Annotated in this window: 19 protein-coding genes; 10 read left to right on the top strand and 9 right to left on the bottom strand. The window is 70.2% G+C overall.

Annotated features, from left to right (window positions below):
- The first annotated feature begins 124 nt into the window (after nt 1-124).
- Genes BLP38_RS12135 through BLP38_RS12120 form a run of 4 tightly spaced genes read left to right on the top strand, consistent with a single transcriptional unit; the run spans nt 125 to nt 3,541 of the window.
- Nucleotides 125-1,054 carry a ParA family protein gene (locus tag BLP38_RS12135; RefSeq protein WP_091358018.1) on the top strand — a complete coding sequence of 310 codons (930 nt, stop codon included), beginning with the start codon at nt 125-127 and terminating at the stop codon, nt 1,052-1,054.
- Entirely contained in the window at nt 1,054-2,034 is a 981-nt protein-coding gene (locus BLP38_RS12130; protein ID WP_091358015.1) for a ParB/RepB/Spo0J family partition protein, read from the top strand. Before BLP38_RS12135 ends, BLP38_RS12130 begins: the two co-directional genes overlap by 1 nt.
- A gap of 50 nt (nt 2,035-2,084) precedes the next feature.
- Nucleotides 2,085-2,420: a tryptophan synthase subunit alpha gene (locus BLP38_RS12125; RefSeq protein ID WP_091358012.1), complete on the top strand. Its 336-nt coding sequence runs from the start codon at nt 2,085-2,087 to the stop codon at nt 2,418-2,420.
- Nucleotides 2,421-2,470: 50 nt separating this feature from the next.
- The gene (locus BLP38_RS12120; protein WP_157681104.1) at nt 2,471-3,541 is read left to right on the top strand and encodes a hypothetical protein; all 1,071 of its coding nucleotides are present in this window, start codon (nt 2,471-2,473) and stop codon (nt 3,539-3,541) included.
- 10 nt (nt 3,542-3,551) lie between these two features.
- Here the strand turns inward: BLP38_RS12120 and trxA are convergent, their stop codons facing one another.
- The 4 genes from trxA to BLP38_RS12100 all read right to left on the bottom strand — a co-directional run bounded on the left by trxA (nt 3,552) and on the right by BLP38_RS12100 (nt 8,761).
- Nucleotides 3,552-3,875 (bottom strand): thioredoxin, encoded by a 324-nt coding sequence (gene trxA / locus BLP38_RS12115; RefSeq protein WP_018187790.1) that lies wholly within the window; start codon nt 3,873-3,875, stop codon nt 3,552-3,554.
- A 74-nt stretch (nt 3,876-3,949) separates the two neighbouring features.
- A complete protein-coding gene (gene trxB, locus BLP38_RS12110; RefSeq protein ID WP_172824737.1) occupies nt 3,950-4,942 on the bottom strand; it encodes a thioredoxin-disulfide reductase in 993 nt (330 codons plus the stop codon).
- A gap of 100 nt (nt 4,943-5,042) precedes the next feature.
- Entirely contained in the window at nt 5,043-6,659 is a 1,617-nt protein-coding gene (gene murJ, locus BLP38_RS12105) for a murein biosynthesis integral membrane protein MurJ (RefSeq protein WP_091358002.1), read from the bottom strand.
- Nucleotides 6,659-8,761, bottom strand: coding sequence for a DUF6049 family protein (locus BLP38_RS12100; RefSeq protein ID WP_091357999.1), 2,103 nt, complete (start codon nt 8,759-8,761; stop codon nt 6,659-6,661). Before BLP38_RS12100 ends, murJ begins: the two co-directional genes overlap by 1 nt.
- Before the next feature lie 80 nt (nt 8,762-8,841).
- Between BLP38_RS12100 and BLP38_RS12095 the strand changes: the two genes are divergently transcribed.
- Nucleotides 8,842-10,365, top strand: a complete 1,524-nt coding sequence (locus BLP38_RS12095; RefSeq protein WP_091357995.1) for a DUF7059 domain-containing protein — start codon at nt 8,842-8,844, stop codon at nt 10,363-10,365.
- 63 nt (nt 10,366-10,428) lie between these two features.
- Entirely contained in the window at nt 10,429-11,856 is a 1,428-nt protein-coding gene (locus BLP38_RS12090; RefSeq protein ID WP_091357992.1) for a CCA tRNA nucleotidyltransferase, read from the top strand.
- Nucleotide 11,857: 1 nt separating this feature from the next.
- Here BLP38_RS12090 and BLP38_RS12085 read toward each other — a convergent pair whose 3' ends face one another.
- The 4 genes from BLP38_RS12085 to BLP38_RS12070 all read right to left on the bottom strand — a co-directional run bounded on the left by BLP38_RS12085 (nt 11,858) and on the right by BLP38_RS12070 (nt 13,763).
- The gene (locus BLP38_RS12085) at nt 11,858-12,058 is read right to left on the bottom strand and encodes a helix-turn-helix transcriptional regulator (RefSeq protein WP_091357989.1); all 201 of its coding nucleotides are present in this window, start codon (nt 12,056-12,058) and stop codon (nt 11,858-11,860) included.
- 2 nt (nt 12,059-12,060) lie between these two features.
- Nucleotides 12,061-12,528: a hypothetical protein gene (locus BLP38_RS12080; RefSeq protein ID WP_091357986.1), complete on the bottom strand. Its 468-nt coding sequence runs from the start codon at nt 12,526-12,528 to the stop codon at nt 12,061-12,063.
- A gap of 131 nt (nt 12,529-12,659) precedes the next feature.
- A complete protein-coding gene (locus BLP38_RS12075) occupies nt 12,660-13,058 on the bottom strand; it encodes a DUF6992 family protein (RefSeq protein ID WP_091357983.1) in 399 nt (132 codons plus the stop codon).
- Between the two features lie 57 nt (nt 13,059-13,115).
- On the bottom strand, nt 13,116-13,763 hold the full coding sequence (locus tag BLP38_RS12070) for an FMN-dependent NADH-azoreductase (protein WP_091357979.1): 648 nt from the start codon (nt 13,761-13,763) through the stop codon (nt 13,116-13,118).
- Between the two features lie 72 nt (nt 13,764-13,835).
- On the opposite strand from BLP38_RS12070, the gene BLP38_RS12065 reads away from it, so the two are divergent.
- Complete coding sequence (locus BLP38_RS12065; RefSeq protein ID WP_091357976.1) at nt 13,836-14,165, top strand: winged helix-turn-helix transcriptional regulator; 330 nt, start codon at nt 13,836-13,838, stop codon at nt 14,163-14,165.
- A 191-nt stretch (nt 14,166-14,356) separates the two neighbouring features.
- Here BLP38_RS12065 and BLP38_RS12060 read toward each other — a convergent pair whose 3' ends face one another.
- Nucleotides 14,357-14,896, bottom strand: a complete 540-nt coding sequence (locus tag BLP38_RS12060; protein WP_091357973.1) for a hypothetical protein — start codon at nt 14,894-14,896, stop codon at nt 14,357-14,359.
- Nucleotides 14,897-15,098: 202 nt separating this feature from the next.
- Between BLP38_RS12060 and BLP38_RS12055 the strand changes: the two genes are divergently transcribed.
- From BLP38_RS12055 to BLP38_RS12045, 3 genes are read left to right on the top strand one after another with little or no spacing between them, the layout of a single operon-like run.
- Entirely contained in the window at nt 15,099-16,076 is a 978-nt protein-coding gene (locus BLP38_RS12055; RefSeq protein ID WP_231916497.1) for a glycosyltransferase family 2 protein, read from the top strand.
- The gene (locus BLP38_RS12050) at nt 16,073-17,425 is read left to right on the top strand and encodes a polysialyltransferase family glycosyltransferase (RefSeq protein ID WP_091357967.1); all 1,353 of its coding nucleotides are present in this window, start codon (nt 16,073-16,075) and stop codon (nt 17,423-17,425) included. Before BLP38_RS12055 ends, BLP38_RS12050 begins: the two co-directional genes overlap by 4 nt.
- Before the next feature lie 2 nt (nt 17,426-17,427).
- On the top strand, nt 17,428-18,579 hold the full coding sequence (locus BLP38_RS12045; protein WP_091357964.1) for an acylneuraminate cytidylyltransferase: 1,152 nt from the start codon (nt 17,428-17,430) through the stop codon (nt 18,577-18,579).
- The last annotated feature ends 62 nt before the right edge of the window (nt 18,580-18,641 follow it).

The following is an 18,641-nucleotide window of genomic DNA, read 5'->3' as shown; positions in this document are numbered from 1 at the left end:
GGCACGGTCGATGTTTCACGTGAAACACCCGCCACCGCACGTTTCACGTGAAACATAGGCTCATCCGCTGACAGGGGAGGCCTCGACTACAGTGGAATAGTCCTCGACACGACAGGAGTATCAGGTGCCGGATTCGGAGAATACCACCTCTCCCGCACCCTTCTCTTTCGACGACAGTCCGATCGCCCGCGAGTTGGCGAATCTGACGTCGCGCCGGAAGGCATTGGCGGCGATCGAGGTCGAGTTCGACGGCACGACGCGCGTGCTCACCGTGTCGAACCAGAAGGGCGGCGTGGGTAAGACCACGACGACCGTGAATCTCGCCGCTGGCCTCGCATCGGTCGGTGCACGTGTTCTGGTGATCGATCTGGATCCGCAGGGAAATGCGTCGACCGCCCTCGGGATCCCCCACAGTGCTGACGTGGCCAGCATCTACGACGTGATCATCGACGACGAGCCGCTCGCGGATGTCATCCAGAGCAGCCCGGAATCCCCGAATCTGCTGTGCGCCCCCTCGACCATCAACTTGGCGGGTGCTGAGATCGAGTTGGTCTCCAAGGTCGCCCGCGAGCATCGCCTGCGAACGGCCCTGGACGCGTATCTGAGTGAGAACCATGTCGACTTCGTCTTCATCGACTGCCCTCCGTCGCTCGGACTTCTCACGATCAACGCTTTCACCGCCGCGACCGAGGTCCTGATCCCGATCCAGTGCGAGTACTACGCACTCGAGGGCCTCAGCCAGTTGCTCGGCAGTGTCTCGATGATCCAGAAGCACCTCAACCCCGCGCTGCACCTGTCGACGATCCTGTTGACGATGTACGACGGCCGCACCCGTCTCGCGCAGCAGGTGGCAGACGAGGTGCGCGAACATTTCCCGGAACGGGTCCTGAAGACAGTCATCCCGCGATCGGTCCGCGTATCCGAGGCTCCGAGCTTCGGACAGACGGTCATCGCCTACGACGGACAATCCGCCGGCGCCGTCGCCTATCGCGAAGCCGCGGTAGAGATCGCGCGCCGCGGCAACGAGCAGAGAACAGAAGAAGGAGCCGGCTGATGGCCAAGCGAACCGGACTGGGCCGAGGCATCGGCGCCCTCATTCCCACCCAGGATTCCTCAGAAGCCCGTCCCGTGGACGTGTTCTTCCCGGGTGCATCAGTGCCGGAGGCGAAGAGCGACGGATCCGAGCAGCAGTCGATTGCCGCTACAGAGGCCGACGCGGACCTGGTCGCCGTTCCGGGAACCCGCCTCATCGAGGTCGACCCGAACGCCATCGTTCCGAACCCCCGCCAGCCGCGCACGAATTTCGATGCGGATGATCTTGCCGAGCTCGTGCACAGCGTTCGTGAGTTCGGCGTCCTGCAGCCGGTCGTGGTTCGCCGCAACGAGGACGGAGAGTACGAGCTCATCATGGGTGAGCGTCGTACCCGTGCGGCACGGGAGGCCGGCCTCACGGCGATTCCCGCCGTGCTGCGCGAGACTGAGGACGAGAACCTCCTGCGCGACGCGCTGCTCGAGAACCTCCACCGGTCACAGCTGAACCCGCTCGAAGAAGCGTCGGCCTATCAGCAACTCCTCGAGGACTTCGGGATCACCCAGGAAGAGCTCGCGACTCGGATCGGCCGCTCGCGCCCGCAGATCAGCAACACGATCCGTCTCCTGCGCCTGCCGGTGCCGGTGCAGCAGCGAGTCGCGGCGGGAGTGCTGAGCGCCGGCCACGCTCGCGCGATCCTCTCGGTCGACGACGTCGACACGATGCAGCGACTCGCCGACAAGATCGTGAATGAGGACCTGTCGGTGCGCGCGGCCGAGGCTGCGGCGAAGACCATCGGGAACCGAGTCCGGCCACTGCCGAAGGCGGGGACGCGCCGTGCCCACCTCGACGACGTCGCCGAGCGGCTGGGGGACCGACTCAACACGAAGGTGAAGATCGCACTGACGGCACGGAAAGGCCAGATCACGATCGATTTCGCTACGATCCAGGATCTGAACCGGATCCTCGGTGAGCTCGGCGAAACCGAGTTCGGCACGTCCTGATTCTGTGCCCTGCGGGCCTCGCGCTCAGCGTCCGAGCGTAGGCTTGAAAGGTGAGTGATCGTCCCAATCTTCCTCGACGGGCCAGTCTCGAGGTACTCCGTGCGGAGGCATCGGATGAGCTCTCGGTCCTGGTCGAGGAACGCCTCCGCGACGGCGAGGACCCCTGGGCCTTCATGGAGGACCTGCCGACCGTCGACGAGCTCGTCGTGCTGACCCTGCGCGCCGAGAACATCGCCTCCGATGGCGGGCAGCGTCCGACCGAGGCTCGCAACTACCGCGTTCTGCGTCAGATCGCACTCGACTACCCGGCTCTGAGCGCCTCCGTGTGGCGCCTTCTCGGCAGTGAGCCGCACCGAACCTGGAATGTGTCCGTCCGCGCCTCCTGAATGTTCCACGTGAAACATTGCCGTTCACCCGAGCGGGCTACGGTCGGGACGTGTCCAGATCGATTCTGATCGCCGATCTCGATCTCCGTGGAGGGCGGGATCTGACACACGAGCGCATCGCGGCATCCCTCTTCACACGCGGTGTGCCCGCGGTCACCGCACTGGAGGATGAGCGGGTCCTCGTCCGCGTCGCCGTGGATGCCTGGGGCCGGCTCATCACCACGGATGACGGAGGGCGACTCGTGCGTGCGGATCCGTCGCCCATCATCGCCGCATTCGCGGAGGAGTGGCAAGCCGATCTGCGGCTCGAACGAGGCTCGGTGGTGCTGGCGGCATCCGCTCGCCGACGGGGATCGGGCGACTCGTCGCGTGTCGCACCGTCGGTGGCAACGCCCTCTCGCATCCTCGTCGTGGGTGGCATCGTGCCGATCGATCCGGAGCGGCGACGGGGGCTCGCCGCGCAGCTCGAGTGCTCACTCAGCGTCGTGCCGGCAGGGGACATGCACCTGGTGCAGACGCACGGCGATGCGCACATGGACTGGCCGCCCGCGCAGCGCCCGGTCGTGAGGCTGTCCTTGGAGGGTGGGGCGCTCACCGTCGAGGTCTACAGCCGGATCGCGCTCGACGACGAGCCACCGGAAGGACGCTGGGCGATGCGCGGCATCCCGGATCTCACTGCCTCGTGGCGAGCGGATTGGCAGGGCGTCCTGACGGGAGCGGGCGAGATCGCCGACGTGCAGCGGGTGCTGGCTCGCGCCGACCTCTCGTTGAGCGCACGTCGCGGTCCCCGGGATCCGCAGGCGGCACTGGCCGAGTGGGGGACGGATGCCGCGGCGCTCGACGCGTTGCGGGATCACCCGAATGACGATGCTCTGCTCGACGCCGTCGTCGCGACCCTGAGCCTGCCGCGACAGACGGTGCAGCTCCTGCGGGGGAGTATCACCGTCGACGATCTGCCCGGTTCGCAGCACATCGAGCGCACCGGCATCCGACGAGCGGTCTGGGAACAGACCCATCCGACTCGGCCGTCCCTCTGGACGCGGCTGGTGCGGCGGATCCGCGGTGACGGCGCCCGAAACGACGAAGGACCCGGCGACCGGGGTCGCGCGGGTCCTTCGTGAAGCGGGGGTCTCAGCCGATGTAGTCGGCGAGGTCCTGCTGGAGGGCGAACTTCGGCTTCGCACCGATGATCGTCTTCTCGACCTCACCCTTGTTGAAGACCTTCATCGCCGGGATCGACGTGATCTGGTACTGCATGGCGAGCTGCGGGTTCTCGTCGACGTTGAGCTTCAAAACCGTGATCTTCTCGGGGTTCTCGGTCTGGATCTCGTCGAGGATAGGCCCGACCATGCGACAGGGTCCGCACCACTCGGCCCAGAAGTCCACCAGCACGGGGCCTTCGGCGTCGATGACGTCCTGCTGCCAGGTGCTCTCGCTCGTTGCCTTGGCGGTCATATGTCTGTCTCCTTAGGGGTCGACACGATCGTGTCAGTGGTGAGAACGCAGCGGATGCCGCGATTGTTCCGCGGTCAGGCCGCGTCGGCCTCGGCGTCGGGGAGACCGTCGATGATCGAGGCGTCCGTCGCCGGTGCCCCGGCGTCACCGCGAGCGGCGAGGTAGTGCTCGAGGTCGAGAGCGGCGACCGTGCCGCTGCCGGCGGCCGTGACCGCCTGGCGATAGGTCGGGTCGATGACGTCACCGGCGGCGAAGACACCGGCGACCGAGGTCTTCGAGGTGCGACCGTCGACCCAGACCGTTCCGTGCTCGGTGATGTCGAGGACGTTGTGCACGAGGTGGGTCCGCGGGTCGTAGCCGATGGCGACGAACACGCCGTCCAGGGCCAGGTCGCGCTCGGAACCGTCGACGGTGTCGCGGAGGCGGACGCCGGTCACGGCATCCTCACCCAGCACGTCGATGACCTCGCTGTTCCAGACGAATTCGATCTTCTCGTTCGCCTTGGCCCGGTCCTGCATGATCTTGGAGGCGCGGAGCTCGTCGCGACGGTGGATGACGTACACCTTCGACGCGAACTTGGTGAGGAACGTCGCCTCTTCCATCGCCGAGTCGCCGCCGCCGACGACGGCGATGACCTTCTCGCGGAAGAAGAAGCCGTCGCACGTCGCGCAGTAGGAGACGCCGCGACCCGAGAGGCGGGTCTCGCCCTCGATGCCGATCTTGCGGGGAGCGGAGCCGGTGGCGAAGACGATCGCCTCGGCCTCGTGAGTCTCGCCGCGCCCGAGGGTCACGCTCTTGATGTCGCCCGAGACGTCGAGCGAGACGACGTCGTCGTAGACGACCTCGGCGCCGAACTTCTCGGCCTGCTCCTGCATCTTGGCCATGAGGTCCGGGCCCATGACACCCTCGGGGAAGCCGGGGAAGTTCTCGACCTCGGTGGTGTTCATCAGCTCACCGCCGGCCTCGACCGAACTCGCCACCACGAGCGGCGACAGGTTCGCGCGGGCTGCGTAGATGGCCGCGGTGTACCCCGCGGGGCCCGAGCCGATGATGATGACCTTGCGCACGATGAATCCCTTCTCCATCGGGGCGGAATTCCTCGCCCCGACACGTCCAACCAATGCTAGCCGCGTGGCATTCCACGTCGCCTGGGGACGCGCGTTCGTGTCAGCGGCCGGGCAGGAAGCGGCGGAGCGCACGGCCCGCCGTGGCGAGCTCGGGAGTGCGGAACGCGGCGAGGATGGCGGCGTACACAGCCAGGGTGACACCGCCGATGAGGGCGGCGCCGAGGAAGCCCGTGAGCCCGTTCGTCGTGGTCCACCCCGGGACACCGCCGGCCCAGAGGAAGACGCCGACGCCGGCCGCCGCCGCAGGAATCGCCGCGAGTGCGAACCGTATGACGGCGCGGGCGGCGCCGCTCAGGCCGAGCGGACCGATCTTGCGCCGGAGAAGCGTGATGGCAAGGGAGAACTGGACGATGTTCGCCACGGACTGCCCGAGCGCGATCGCGACGGCCAGCCAGGCGAGCGGAAGCAGGTCGGCACCGACGAGAGCGCTGGCGATCAGTGCGGACGCGACGACGAGGACCGCCTGCACGAGGGTGTAGACGAACGGGGTGCGGGTGTCCTTCAAGGCGTAGAACGTGCGCTGCAGGCCGAACTGGAACGACAGGGGGAGCAGTGCGACGAGGTAGGCGCCGAGGACTGCGGCGAAGGCGACGGCGTTGTCAGGACTGTCGGTGAAGATCCGCGACAACGGCACGATCGCCGCGACGATGGCCGCGAGGACGCCGACCATGAATATCCCGACCGTCCGGGTCAGCGACGCGAGATCCTGGGTCACCTGGTCGGTGCGACCCTCCGCGACGTGTTCGCTGAGACGTGTGTAGTACGGCGTCCCCAGGGACAGCACGATGACCGAGAACGGCAGCATGAACAGCAGCCACGCGAACTGGAGGCTCGCATTCGCGGCGCCGGTGCCGGACGCCGCGCCGACGATGTTGACCTGGAAGACGCCCGCGATCTGACCGACGACGACCATCAGGAACGTCCAGCCGGCGAGGCGACCGATGTCGCCGAGTCCGAGGCCGCGCCACCGGAAGTCGGGTCGGACGCGCAGCCCGGCGCGACGCCAGAAGAACAGCAGGATGACGGCTTGCAGGACGATCCCGGCCGTGGCGGTTCCGCCGAGCACGGCGACCATGCCGGGCGTCCAGCCGGTGACCTCGGTGTGCGGGCCGAACATCCAGATGAACGCACCGAAGCCGAGGATCGAGACGACGTTGTTCACGATCGGGGACCACGCGTACGGACCGAAGACGCGGTTCGCGTTCAGGATCTCGCCGACGAGCGCGTAGAGACCGTAGAAGAGCACCTGCGGGATGCACCAGTAGGCCAGGGCGAGCGTCAACGCCTGCTTCTCGGGTGTGAACCTGCCGCCGTAGAGGAGGATCAGCAGAGGCGCGGCGATCACCGCGATGACCGTGACGACGGCCATGACGACCATCCCCAGCGTCAGGAGCTTGGAGACGAAGGCATCGCCTCGGTCGTCGTGCGTGCGGACCGCCTTCACGATCTGAGGCACGATGACGCCCGCGAGCAGGCCCGACGAGATCAGGTTGAAAACCGTGTTCGGGAGCGCGTTGGCGACCGCGAACGCGTCCGCGGCACTGCCGGCGACAACGGGGAGCGCCGCAGCGAGGACGATGTTGCGGATCAGGCCCGTCAGCCGGGACGCCATGGTCCCGGCGGCGACGGTGGCGCTCGCGCGGCCGAGGCCGGCCATCAGGCGTCCACCGGCATCCGTCGACGACGCCGGATCGTGCGGACGACGCCGAAGACGAGGAGGACGCTGACGAGGACGGCGAGGACGACGACGGCGACCGATTCCCACTCCGCACGCACCGAGACCTGGACGGTCTCCCGTGGACCGATGTCGAGACCGGCGGGTGTCCGCAGCTGCAGGCCGACGGACGACTCCCCGCTGCCCACGAGTGCCGAGACGGGGACGGCGACACGGCTGGTCTGCTGCCCTCCGATGCTCACCTCGGTCGTGGACTCGATCACGAGGCGCGCGTCACCGGGCGTCGCGAGAAGATTCACGCGCGCCGGCCACGGCAGGTCGTTGCGCACCGTGAACACGAGCGGAGCGGACGAGCCCGCGAGAGTGATCGGACCGCCGAGGACGAGCGCCACCCCGTCGGTCCAGGTGTCGATGCGGTCGCGTTGCGCCTGGACCGCGGCATCCCATCCTTCGCGATCGTCGCGCCACGCGTTGCCGAGGAGCTGCAGCTCCGTCGCGCGTTCCGATGAGGCGAGCAGGGCGGGGTCCTCCAGCACACCGGCGATCAGCCGGAGGCCGGGCTGGGCGTCGCGGAAGTCGTCGATCATCGCGATGCGGTCTTCATCGGGAGCGATCGAGGTGAGCCGGACGGTAGCGGGCCTCTCGGCGAGCAGGCCGTCGAGGTCGGTCGTCGTCCACCCGGGCAACGCCGTCGCGGCCTGGATCGCGTCGCGGAGTTCGGACTCGGAGCGGCCGTTCGCGCGGTCCACCGTGACCAGCAATGAGCCGGCAGGGCTGCTGAGCGTCGCCCGCGCCGTGTACTCGGCGAGGGCGTTGTCGCGGGCGGTGTCGTCGGCCGAGGTCGATGCCTGCTCGAGGAGGGCCGACAGGTCCCGGTCGTAGACGAGGAGATCAGCGCCGTCGGCGGTGGCGTGAGCCGCGGCATCCGTTCGGACGACGGAGCTCGGGAGCAGGGTCACCGGCGTGTCGGTCGTCCCGGTGAGGGCGCCGAGGACCGTCGCCGTCTCGGCGCCGGCCGTGCCCGTCGCCGGCCAGAAGACCGCGTCGCGGTCCGCGCCGACGTCGAGCAGCTCGTCGAGCGTGGGGACCGTGACCGCACCGGGCGTCGGCGTCGGTTCCGGAGTCGCGCCTCCCGCGGCAGCCCCCGCGGCGGCGAAGTTCGCGGCATCGAGGTAGGCGGCGTACGAGGCCAGCTGAGCCGGTGATGTCGCACCCGCCCCGACCTGGGCGGCGAGGTCGGCGTCGCCGTATTGCAGGGCGAATCGGTCGTTGGGCAGCGACATCAGCTCGTCGAGCCACGAGACGGCGTCGGCGGGAGCGGCGGAGCCGAGCGCGCGGATCGATGCGGTGATCGCCGGGTCGATCGCGAGGATCGCATCGGTGCCGGCGACCGCGTTCAGCTGGCCGCGCAGATCGCCGTCGTCCGCGGTCAGCGTTCTGAGCGTGTCCGCGCTCAGTGACCCGCTCGACTGCGGCCCGGCGGTGATCGGGACGACGACGCCGACCTGCTTCGCCGGTTCGCCGGTGCGCGGCACGACGATGACGGTCCGGGCCCGGACCGTCTCGTCGCCGGTGCGGTAGACGACGCGCGCCGGGTAGACCCCGGGATCCTTGTCGTCGAAGATCTCGTCGTCGGTGTCGACGGAGACCGACTCGGATGCCGATTGCTCCGCTGCGATCTCGGGCACAGCAGTCTCGCCGACCTCGGCGAAGGGGACCGCCGCGGCCCCGCTGTCGAGCCAGGAGCTGAGGGCGCCGCCGGTCGTCAATGGCCGGGTTCCGAGCTCGAAGGTCGCGTCGCCCGCGGCGAGGGCCTCCGTGCCCGGATTGTCGGCTGTGACGGTCAGGGTGAGGGAACCGGATGCCGGGAGGATGCCGTTGTTCGTCGGCGCGAGCACCGCGGTCGGCGGCTGCTCCTCGCCGGAGTCCTCGACGGCGGCGAAGGCGAGCGGCGCGGGGGCACTCAGGGCGATGGCGGCGGTCGCTGCCGTCGCCGCGCGGAGCCAACGGGATCGGCGCGGCGGACGTCGGCCCGGAACAGGCGAGATGAAGGTCATGAAGAGGTCGATTCCTGTGCGATCCATGACCGCACCATCGAGAGCGATTCTAGGGTCACCGCCCTGCAGAGCCCCTGATTGGGCGCGAGGGCCGGTTGAATGGACGGGTGAGCGACTCCCGGCATCCCGACCCCTCTTCGATCGTCGCGCTCCGCGCGGACCTCGCCGCGGCGGGCTACACGGCCGACGCGGTGCGGGCGGCGTGGGGTCCCCTCGCCGACGATGCGATCGGCCGCGGACTGCTCGCTCCCGCCCGCCGGGCCCTGTCCGACCGCACCGACGCGCTGGCGGTCCTGAGCCGTCTGCTGTTCCTGGGCGACCCGGCATCCGTCGCCGACGTCGACGCCGCACTCCCCACGGCGCGGGCTGCGGCCCTCGAGCGGCTGGGCCTGGTTCGCATCGATGGCGAGGCGGTCACCCCGACGGCGCTGCTGCGTCCGCAGGACTACTCGGATGCCGCGGGTTCCGGCCAGTGGTGGATCGTGAGCGATCTCGACGAGGCGGCGCTCGGCGGCGCCCTGCCGACGGGACACGTCCTGGGGGTGGGCGGTGCGTCGCTCACACTCGCCGGACTGCAGCTCGACACGCCCGCGCAGCGTGTCCTCGATCTCGGGACGGGATGCGGCATCCAGGCCCTTCGCGCCCGCCGGAACGCGCCCCGCGTCGTCGCGACGGACATCTCGGAGCGCGCGCTGCGATTCACCCTGCTCAATGCGGCCCTGAACGACGTCGACGGGGTCGAGGTGCGCCACGGCAGCCTGTTCGAACCGGTTGCCGGCGAGGAATTCGACCGCGTCGTCTCGAATCCGCCGTTCGTCATCACCCCGCGCGTCGCGGGAGTGCCCGAGTACGAGTACCGGGATGCCGGCTTCGCGGGCGACGACCTCGTCGCCGCGTTCGTGTCGGGTGTGGGCGACGTCCTCGCCCCCGGCGGGACGGCGCAACTGCTCGGCAACTGGGAGTACCGGGAGGATGCCGACGGTCTGGAGCGCGTGCGGGCGTGGGTCGCGGCATCCGCTCACCCGCTCGACGCGTGGATCGTGGAACGGGAGCGCCTCGACCCGCTCGCCTACGCGGAGCTGTGGGTGCGCGACGGCGGCACGACCCCCGGCAGCGCCGACTACGCCCGCCTCATCGACGCGTGGCTCGCCGACTTCGCCGAGCGCGGCGTGACCTCGGTCGGGTTCGGGTACCTGCTGCTTCGGCGGACGCCGATCGGGATGCCGCCCCTCGCCCGGTACGAACGGGTCACCCAGCCGGTGGGGAGCGCACTCGGGACGCACCTGGGCGAGGCACTCGCCGCGTGGGACCGGCTCGGGCTGCTCGACGACGACGCACTCGCCGAGACGACCGTGGTCGTCGGCTCGGACGTCACTGAGGCCCGTCACCACCGCCCGGGCGCGGAGGAGCCGTCGGTCATCGAGCTGCACCAGGGCGGCGGTTTCGGCCGCGTGCTGAACGTCGACCCGGCGCTCGCCGCGCTCGTGGGGGCGTCCGACGGCGATCTGCCGCTCGGCGTGCTCATCGACGCGATCGCCGACCTGCTCGAGGTGGACGCCGCCGCGCTCCGCGCCGACCTGCTGCCGCGCGTGCGCGAGCTCGTGTTCACCGGGTTCCTGCGGCTGGGGTGACCGGGGGCGCGCGCCCGCCGGCTCCCACTCGAGCCCGAGGCGCCGCTCGGTAGGCTCGTAGGCATGCTGAACATGGCCGAGGGTCTCGCGCGCCTGGGCGCCCTCGCCGAGGCTCCCGTCTCGGCCGCGCTCGCCCGTGCGTTCGCGGATGCCGGGTACGAGCTCGCGATCGTCGGCGGACCCGTCCGCGACGCGCTCCTCGGGCGCAGGGTGAACGACCTCGACTACACGACGAACGCGCGTCCCGACGACATCCTGCGCATCGTGAAACCCCTCGCGACGGCGACGTGGGACATCGGCCGCGCCTTCGGCACGATCGGTGCGAAAGTCCGCGGCGAGCAGGTCGAGATCACGACCTACCGTGCGGACAGCTACGACGGCACGACCCGCAAGCCCACCGTCGAGTTCGGCGACGCGCTCGAGCAGGACCTGGTCAGGCGCGATTTCACGGTCAACGCGATGGCGTTGCGGATCCCCGGCCCTTCGCTCGTGGACCCCACGGGCGGCGTCGAGGACCTTGTCGGCCAGACGCTGCGGACGCCCACCGACCCCGACGTCAGCTTCGGCGACGACCCGCTCCGCATGCTGCGCGCCGCCCGCTTCGCGAGCCAGCTCGGCATGGACGTCCACCCGGCCACCCTCGAGGCGATGACCCGCCTCGCGCCGAGCCTGTCGATCGTGAGCCCGGAACGCGTGCAGGGCGAGCTGGTGAAGCTTCTCGCGACCGACGCGCCGGACCGCGGCATCCGTCTGCTCGTCGACACCGGCCTCATGGAGCTGTTCCTGCCCGAGGTCCCGGCGCTGCGGCTCGAGGTCGACGAGCACCACCACCACAAGGACGTCTACGAGCACTCGCTCACGGTGCTCGCGCAGGCGATCGACCTCGAGAAGCAGCGGCATCCGGGCCAGGCGCCCGATGTGACGCTGCGGCTCGCGGCCCTGCTGCACGACATCGGCAAGCCGGCGACCCGCAAGCTCGAGCCCGGCGGTGCGGTCAGCTTCCACCACCACGACGTCAAGGGCGCCCGCATGGCGCGGAAGCGCCTGCAGGCGCTCAAGTTCGACGGCGCGACGACGGATGCCGTGTGTCAGCTCATCGAGCAGCACCTGCGCTTCTTCGGGTACGCCGAGGGCGCCTGGACCGATTCGGCCGTCCGCCGCTATGTGCGCGACGCGGGTGAGCAGCTCGAACGGCTGCACATCCTCACGCGGGCAGACGTGACCACGCGGAACAAGCGCAAGGCGGGTCGCCTGCGCTCGGCCTACGACGACATCGAGACGCGGATCGCGCAGCTCGCCGAGCAGGAGCAGCTCGAGGCGATGCGCCCGGCGCTCGACGGCAACCGGATCCAGGAGGTCCTCGGCATCCGCCCCGGTCGCGAGGTGGGCGAGGCGTACCGGTTCCTGCTCGACATCCGCCTCGATGAGGGCGTCGTAGAGCCGGAGGTCGCCGAGCAGCGCCTGCGCGACTGGTGGGCCGCGCGAGCCTGACTCACTCGACGTCGTCGGGCTCGAACACGGTCTCGATCGACGTCTCGAACAGACGCGCGATGCGGAACGCGAGCGGCAGGCTCGGGTCGAATCGGCCGCGTTCGATCGAGATGATCGTCTGACGCGAGACCCCGAGCTCATCCGCGAGGCGCTGCTGCGACCAACCGCGATCCTGCCGCAGCGCGGGCAGCGAGTTCTCCACCCTCAGCCCCGGCGCTGCGCGATGAGGTAGCGGATGCCGAAGCTGCCCATCGCGACGAGCAGGACGCCGATGAGGGCGATGAGCACGTCGATCCGGATGCCGGTGATGGCGAGGAACGCCGTGCCGAGCCCGACGATGAGGAGGATGTCCGAGAAGGCGCCCTGCGCAGCGCGGTTGTACCAGGCGCCTTCGACGGACTCTTCGGGGCGGTCGAGGGCGCCGCGCAGGGTGCTGCGGTCGACCAGGAACACCCAGGCCAGGGCGACGAGGGCGGGGAGGGTCACGACCGTGAAGCCGATGCCCACCACGACGGGCGGGGTGGGGGCATCCCCCATCACCGCGGCGATGACGCCGACCACTGCAGCGAGGACGAGGCCGACCGGGGTCGCGATCGTCATCGCCGGGATGCGGCTGCCGCCGCGGAGGCGTCCCCACCGGGTGCGGTCCTGATCCTGCGTCGCGTGGCTCACGGCATCCCCTTGTGTCAAGTGACCTTTACGTAAAGCAACCTTGACACAGGCTGCGGATGACCGCAAGCGGGCCGCTCGTAGGCTGGAGCCGGGACCCCCGGACGAGGCCGTCGGGGCGACGTGGATCGATCTCAGCGCCGGAGGCGCCGAGCCGCAGTCAGGTCGATGACGAAGAGCGCGGCTCCTTGAATGACGACGGCGAGGCCGTGTCCGCGCGCTTCCGCGGCGCTCAAGCGACCGCCGAGCGTCGGCTGCCGCACCGCGAGGTGCGCACCGGTGGCGACGTAACCCACGTCGAGGGCGGCGTTGACGAGGAGGATGCGGCGCAGCATCCGCTTCTTCGGAACCTCCGCCCGCCGGCGGGTGAACGCGGCGAGGGCCACGTCGATCGCACCCCACATCAGCGTCTGCAGGCCGAACGCGCGGGTGCGTCGCGGCAGGGCGAGCGCGCTCCCGACGAGGACGGATGCCGTACCCCACCGCGTGAGCCGATGGACGACGGTACCGGTGACGCTCTTCGCTGATGCCATGTCCCCATGATGGCGCGGTCCGGCCTCTTGCAGGGCAGGACCGCGCCCGCGGGGTCTTCAGGCGGCGCGTGATGCCGCGAGGGTGCGACCGGCGTCGACTGCCGCCTGCTCCGCGCCGGCCTTCAGCTCGGCCGCGGCGTCAGAGAACGCGTCGAGGGCGGGGTTGACCCCGACGAGGGTGAAGGGTCGGTGGACCACGGTGAGGTCGAGACCCCAGACATCCTCGAAGACGCGGCGGAGCCACCCCGTCGAGTGATCCCAGCCCTCCTTGGGGCTACCGGGCTCGTAGTTCCCGCCCAGGACGGTGACGAGCGTCGCCGCCTTGCCGCGCAGCGCCGTGCCCTGCGGGTCGATCCGCGGGTCGGTGTAGGCCACGTCGAACCAGGTCTTCACGTGCTGCGAGACGCCGTAGTTGTAAAGCGGAACGGTGAACAGCAGCGCGTCGGCGTCGATGAGCTCGTCCGCCAGCCGCGCACGCAGGGCGACGGCCTCCTGCTGGCCTGCGGTGTGCGCCTCGGCGGGGGTGAAGCCCGAGGTGACCGAGTCGCGCCAGGCCGTGGCGGGGATGGGGTCCGCGGCGACGTCGCGGCGCACGACCGTGCTCGACGGGTGAGCGGCGAGCCACTCGGCCTCGACGAGGTCGCCGAGTTCACGGCTGGCCGATGTGGCGGGGAGGATGCTGGCATCCAGGCGGAACAGGGTCATTAGCTTCTCCGATCAGAGTGACTATGAAAAACAAAGCGGCTTTGCGAACGCTAGCACACGTACGATGGAGGCATGGCCGAGACTCACGACGCGCGTCAGTGCGACGCCGCGGTCTCGCACGCATTCTCGGTCCTCGGCAAACGCTGGAACGGCATGATCCTCGACGTCCTCGGCGCGGGCGAGCTTTCGTTCTCGGGGCTGCGCCGCGCCGTCGCCGGGATCAGTGACGCCGTGCTGTCGGACCGTCTCACCGAACTCTCGGATGCCGGTCTCGTCGCGCGTCGGGTGGATCCGGGACCACCCGTGGCGGTCACCTACGCGCTCACCGAAGCGGGCTGCCGCCTCGTGCCGATCCTGACCCAGCTCGGGGAATGGGCGGACGGCAACCTCGCCCGACGCTGAGCTCGCGTGTCGCGCGTATGCGGATGCAAGGGATCCGAGGCGACGCGCCGCGGTGAGGGCCGGACGCGCGGCGTGTCGCGCGCGAACTGTTGCATCCGCTGACGCCTCGCACGCGACCCCGGCGAGCACGCCCCGCACGCGAGAACGCCCCCCGTCCGAGGGACGAGGGGCGTTCCGGCTGTGTGCGGTGATCAGCTGCAGGCTTCGCTGATCTTCTTCGAGGCGTCGGTGAAGCCCGTGATGCCGCCGGTCAGCTCGTTGGCTGCCGCCTGGAGGGCGTCGTTGTCCTTCGCGTCGACGGCGTCGCTGACCTTGACGAAGACCTTCTCGAACTCGTCCCAGGCCGATGCGTACGCCTGGTAGGCCTCGGAGACCTCGGGGTTCGTGATCTCGCCCGAGATCTCGTCGATGCGGGTGCCGATCTTCGTGAACATGTCGCGTGCACCCGACGTGTCACCCGACTGCACGGCGGAGGAGAGCTCGCCGCTGGCACCGTTGACCTCGGTGTTGAGTTCGCTCAGCTCGGTCTGCAGGATCTTGCAGGCGTCGGCCGCGCTCTGGTCGCCCGCGGGCGCCTCGGCTTCGGCGGAGGGCGACTGCTCGGCGGGGGCGGAGCTGACCGGCGCCGGGTCGGTGGTGGTACCCGACTCGGCCGAACCGCAGCCGGTCAGGGCGAAGAGGGCGATCGTGGCGACGGCGAAGCCGGTCGACAGGGTGGTCTTGCGCGACATGTGAGGTCTCCTTGGTGTGCGACGAGCGGGGACACGCACCAGGACGAAGCGCCCCCCGACGATCGACCACGATAGCCGAGCCGTCGCGGGCGGCTGAGCCAGTGGACCGGGATCGAGCCGTGTGCTAGTCCCGGGCCGCCGCGACCGGCAGCGTTCACCCGGGGGTCACCTCCCGGACACGCCTCCTTGTTTGTATCGACGCGTGTCCTCGCCGATCGTGACCGTCATCCTGCCGGCGAAGGATGCCGGGCCCTACATCGGGACGACCGTCACGACGCTGGCCCGGCAGTTCCGGAACTCGGATCGGCTGCGGCTCGTCGTCATCGACGACGGCTCGACGGACGACACTCGCGTGCAGGTGCAGCACTTCGCCCGGGACATGCCCCACGTCGAGATCCTCTCGAACGCGCACTCGGTCGGTCTCGCCGCCGCACGCAACCAGGGACTCGAGAAAGTGGACACGGACTTCTTCTGCTTCGTCGACGGCGATGACTGGATGCACCCGGACCGCCTCGAGAGCCTCGTCGCGTCGATGCGCCGGCTGGAATGCGACTTCGTCCGCACCGATCACGTGACCGACACCGACGGTCGCCGGCGGCTCATGCGCGCCCCGTTCGCGTGGCGGGAGCGCGTGCTCGCGCCACGCGACGCCATCCTGCCGGCGGACGAGACCACGATGGTCGACTACCCCTATGCCTGGGCGGGCATGTTCCACCGCCGCGTCCTCGACGAGGGGCTCGCACACTTCGAGCCGGGCCTGTTCACGGCGGAGGACCGGCCCTGGATCTGGCGGCTGCACCTGCACGCGAGCACCTTCGCGATCGTCGACGCCCCGGCGATCCTCTACCGCCGCGGCGTGACCACGTCGCTCACGCAGATCCTCGATCGCCGACAGCTCGACTTCCTGCCCGCCTTCGCCGAAGCGATCCGCGTCGTGCAAGACGACCACGACGCGGAGCGGTTCCTCCCCAAGATCGCGACGACGACCATGTCGGTGTGCGCGTACCACCTCTTCCGCGCTCGAGCGATGGCGACCTCGGAGCGCACGGCCTTGCGCAGCGGCATCCGGGATCTGCTGCGTGCCATCCCGCCGGACCAGATCGACTCGGCACTGCAGCGCCTGTCGGACCGGCGTCGTCGCATCCTCGCCCGCCTCGTTCGCGAGGTCCGCGCCGCATGACGCAGATCTTCGTCGTGAACTCCGCGTACGGGCTGATGACGGCCGTCGCAGGAATGGATGCCGGTGCCATCCCGGCATCGGGCGAGGCCCGCATCCTGGTCGCGGTGAATGCGGCGATCATCCCCGAGGTCGGCGAGGGCATCGTCGACGCCGCCCATCTCGCGACTCTCCGCGACCGGTTCGATCTCGTCATCGACCTCAATGCGCTGCTCGCCCCGGAGCGCCCGTCGCACTGGCAGGTGACCGTCGCGGAGGCTGCCGTGCTCGAGCGTCTGCTGCGGCAGGCGTGGAGGATCGACGGAGACCGCGTCGAGCTCTACCTGCAGAGTCCGCAGGTCGCGCCGTCGCGGGTGTTCATCGACGTCTTCGCGGGAGCACCGGTGTCGATCATCGGCGACGGCCTGATGACGTACTCACCGTTGCGCGACCGGTGGCCGCCCGCGGTCGCGAGACGCGTGACGGGCGTCGTGTACGCCGACACCGTCCCCGGGGTCGAGCCGCTGCTGTTCGCCGGCACGACGCGAGCCCCCGTCGGCATCGCCTCGTTCCGCGCCGTCGTGGACGACGTGGCCCGGGCGACTCTCGACCCGGCGATCGACGAGCTCGCCGACGTGCCGCGCCCCGTGCTCGTGCTCGGCCAATACCTCTCGGCCCTGAAGCTCGTCTCGGCCGACGAGGAACGGCGGATGCAGCGCGACATGATCGACCGCGCACTCGCCTGGGAGCCGGAGACCATCGTCTTCAAACCGCACCCGTCGGCTGCCCCCGCCCTCATCGACGACCTCGCCGCCCATGCCGCGGAGCGCGGTGTGGCGTTCCGGGCGTTCCGCGGCGACGCACCCGCCGAAGTCCTCGCGCTGCGCGTTCCGTTCGTCGGCGCCGTCGCGGGGTTCTCCACCGCGCTGCCGACTCTGCACGCGCTGACGGGATTGCCCATCGCCTCCGTCGGCACCGAGGTGCTCCTCCACCGACTCACCCCGTTCGAGAACGGCAACCGCATCCCCGTGACCATCATCGATGCGCTCACCCGCACCGATTCGCCGTACCGGGGAGAGAGTCTGCAGCACCTCGTCGACGCGGTCGGCTATGCCATGCAGCCGGAGAACGCCGCGCCGCTGCGCGCGAGGGCCGAGGAGTTCCTCGCCGCGGCATCCCCTCAGGAGCGGGACCGGTACGTCCCTCGCGCCCGGCTCAGTTCGCTCGGACTCCCCGGCGGACGGCGTCCGGGGTTCTTCGCCCGTCGGCTCGGATCCCGCGGGGGCGCCACTCGGGTCGCCGAAGTGGAACTGATCCTGCGCGGCGCCCGGCGCCGCAGTGCACGGGCGTGGCGCGCCCTGCGAGGAGAGTGAGCATGGTCGAGACGGTCGCCGTCATCCCCGCCCGCGGCGGGTCGAAGGGGGTTCCGGGCAAGAACGTCGCCCGGGTCGGCGGCATCCCCCTCGTCGCCCGGGCGGTGCGCGCGGCGCGGGCCACCGGTGTCATCGACCTCGTCGTCGTGTCGACCGACGACGACGCCATCGCCTCCGCAGCCCGTGCCGCGGGCGCGCGCGTCGTCGCCCGCCCCGCGGATCTCTCGGGAGACACGGCCAGCTCCGAGAGCGCGCTCCTGCACGCGCTCGACGTGCTCGCCGCCGACGGCATCGCTCCCCGCGTGACCGCGTTCCTGCAGGCGACGAGTCCCTTCCTCCCCGCAGGTCCGCTCGCCGAGGCGGTCACCGCCGTCCGCGACGGAAGAGCCGACAGCGTGTTCTCGGCGCGGGAGAGCTACGAGTTCGTGTGGCAGCGGGATGCCGACGGTGCCGCCGCCGCCATCGGTCACGACGCCGCGCATCGACCTCGCCGGCAGGACCGCGAGCCCCACTTCGTCGAGACCGGGGCGTTCTACGTGTTCGCGACCGCGGGGTTCCGCGGGGCGCGACACCGCTTCTTCGGACGCACCGAGATCGTGACGGTGCCCGAGGCGACCGCGATCGAGATCGACGATCCGGCTCAGCTGGGGACCGCCCAGGCGCTCGCCCCCCTTCTCGATTCGCCCGAGGCGGTGGCGGCCACCGCGCTCGTGACCGACTTCGACGGTGTGCACACCGACGACAGCGCATGGGTGGATGCCGCCGGCACCGAGCACGTGCGCGTGAGCCGCTCCGACGGGATGGGCGTCGCCCTGTTGCGTCGTGCGAGCGTGCCCGTGCTGATCCTCTCCACGGAGCAGAACCCCGTGGTCCGGGCGCGCGCCGAGAAGCTGCGTGTCGAGGTCATCCACGGCGTCGAGGACAAGGCATCCGTCCTGCGCCGGTGGGCGCAGGATCGGGATGTCGATCTGACGGAGACCGCCTATCTCGGCAACGACATGAACGACCTGGCGGCGATGGCCCTCGTCGGATGGCCGGTTGCGGTGGCCGACGCGCACCCCGCGGTGATCGCGGCTGCCCGGATCGTGCTCGGCCGCTGCGGCGGTGACGGCGCCGTCCGAGAGCTGGCCGACCGCATCCTCGCGGCGCGCTGACCGCACGCATCCGACAGCCAGCCGCCCGGTGCCCGCCACACGGGGTTCATTCCCCCGTCACC

The sequence above is a fragment of the Microbacterium sp. LKL04 genome (genome assembly GCF_900102005.1).
In the GTDB taxonomy this organism is placed as follows: Bacteria; Actinomycetota; Actinomycetes; order Actinomycetales; family Microbacteriaceae; genus Microbacterium.
This window is presented reverse-complemented; position numbering and strand designations above follow the sequence as displayed.

Bases quoted from the DNA above. Each gene is read 5' to 3' on its own strand.
- BLP38_RS12050 (WP_091357967.1), top strand. From the start codon at position 16,073: ATGACGCAGATCTTCGTCGTGAACTCCGCGTACGGGCTGATGACGGCC.
- BLP38_RS12065 (WP_091357976.1), top strand. From the start codon at position 13,836: ATGGCCGAGACTCACGACGCGCGTCAGTGCGACGCCGCGGTCTCGCAC.
- BLP38_RS12045 (WP_091357964.1), top strand. From the start codon at position 17,428: ATGGTCGAGACGGTCGCCGTCATCCCCGCCCGCGGCGGGTCGAAGGGG.
- BLP38_RS12060 (WP_091357973.1), bottom strand. From the start codon at position 14,896: ATGTCGCGCAAGACCACCCTGTCGACCGGCTTCGCCGTCGCCACGATC.
- BLP38_RS12090 (WP_091357992.1), top strand. From the start codon at position 10,429: ATGCTGAACATGGCCGAGGGTCTCGCGCGCCTGGGCGCCCTCGCCGAG.
- murJ (WP_091358002.1), bottom strand. From the start codon at position 6,659: ATGGCCGGCCTCGGCCGCGCGAGCGCCACCGTCGCCGCCGGGACCATG.
- trxA (WP_018187790.1), bottom strand. From the start codon at position 3,875: ATGACCGCCAAGGCAACGAGCGAGAGCACCTGGCAGCAGGACGTCATC.
- BLP38_RS12070 (WP_091357979.1), bottom strand. From the start codon at position 13,763: ATGACCCTGTTCCGCCTGGATGCCAGCATCCTCCCCGCCACATCGGCC.
- BLP38_RS12075 (WP_091357983.1), bottom strand. From the start codon at position 13,058: ATGGCATCAGCGAAGAGCGTCACCGGTACCGTCGTCCATCGGCTCACG.
- BLP38_RS12130 (WP_091358015.1), top strand. From the start codon at position 1,054: ATGGCCAAGCGAACCGGACTGGGCCGAGGCATCGGCGCCCTCATTCCC.
- BLP38_RS12100 (WP_091357999.1), bottom strand. From the start codon at position 8,761: ATGGATCGCACAGGAATCGACCTCTTCATGACCTTCATCTCGCCTGTT.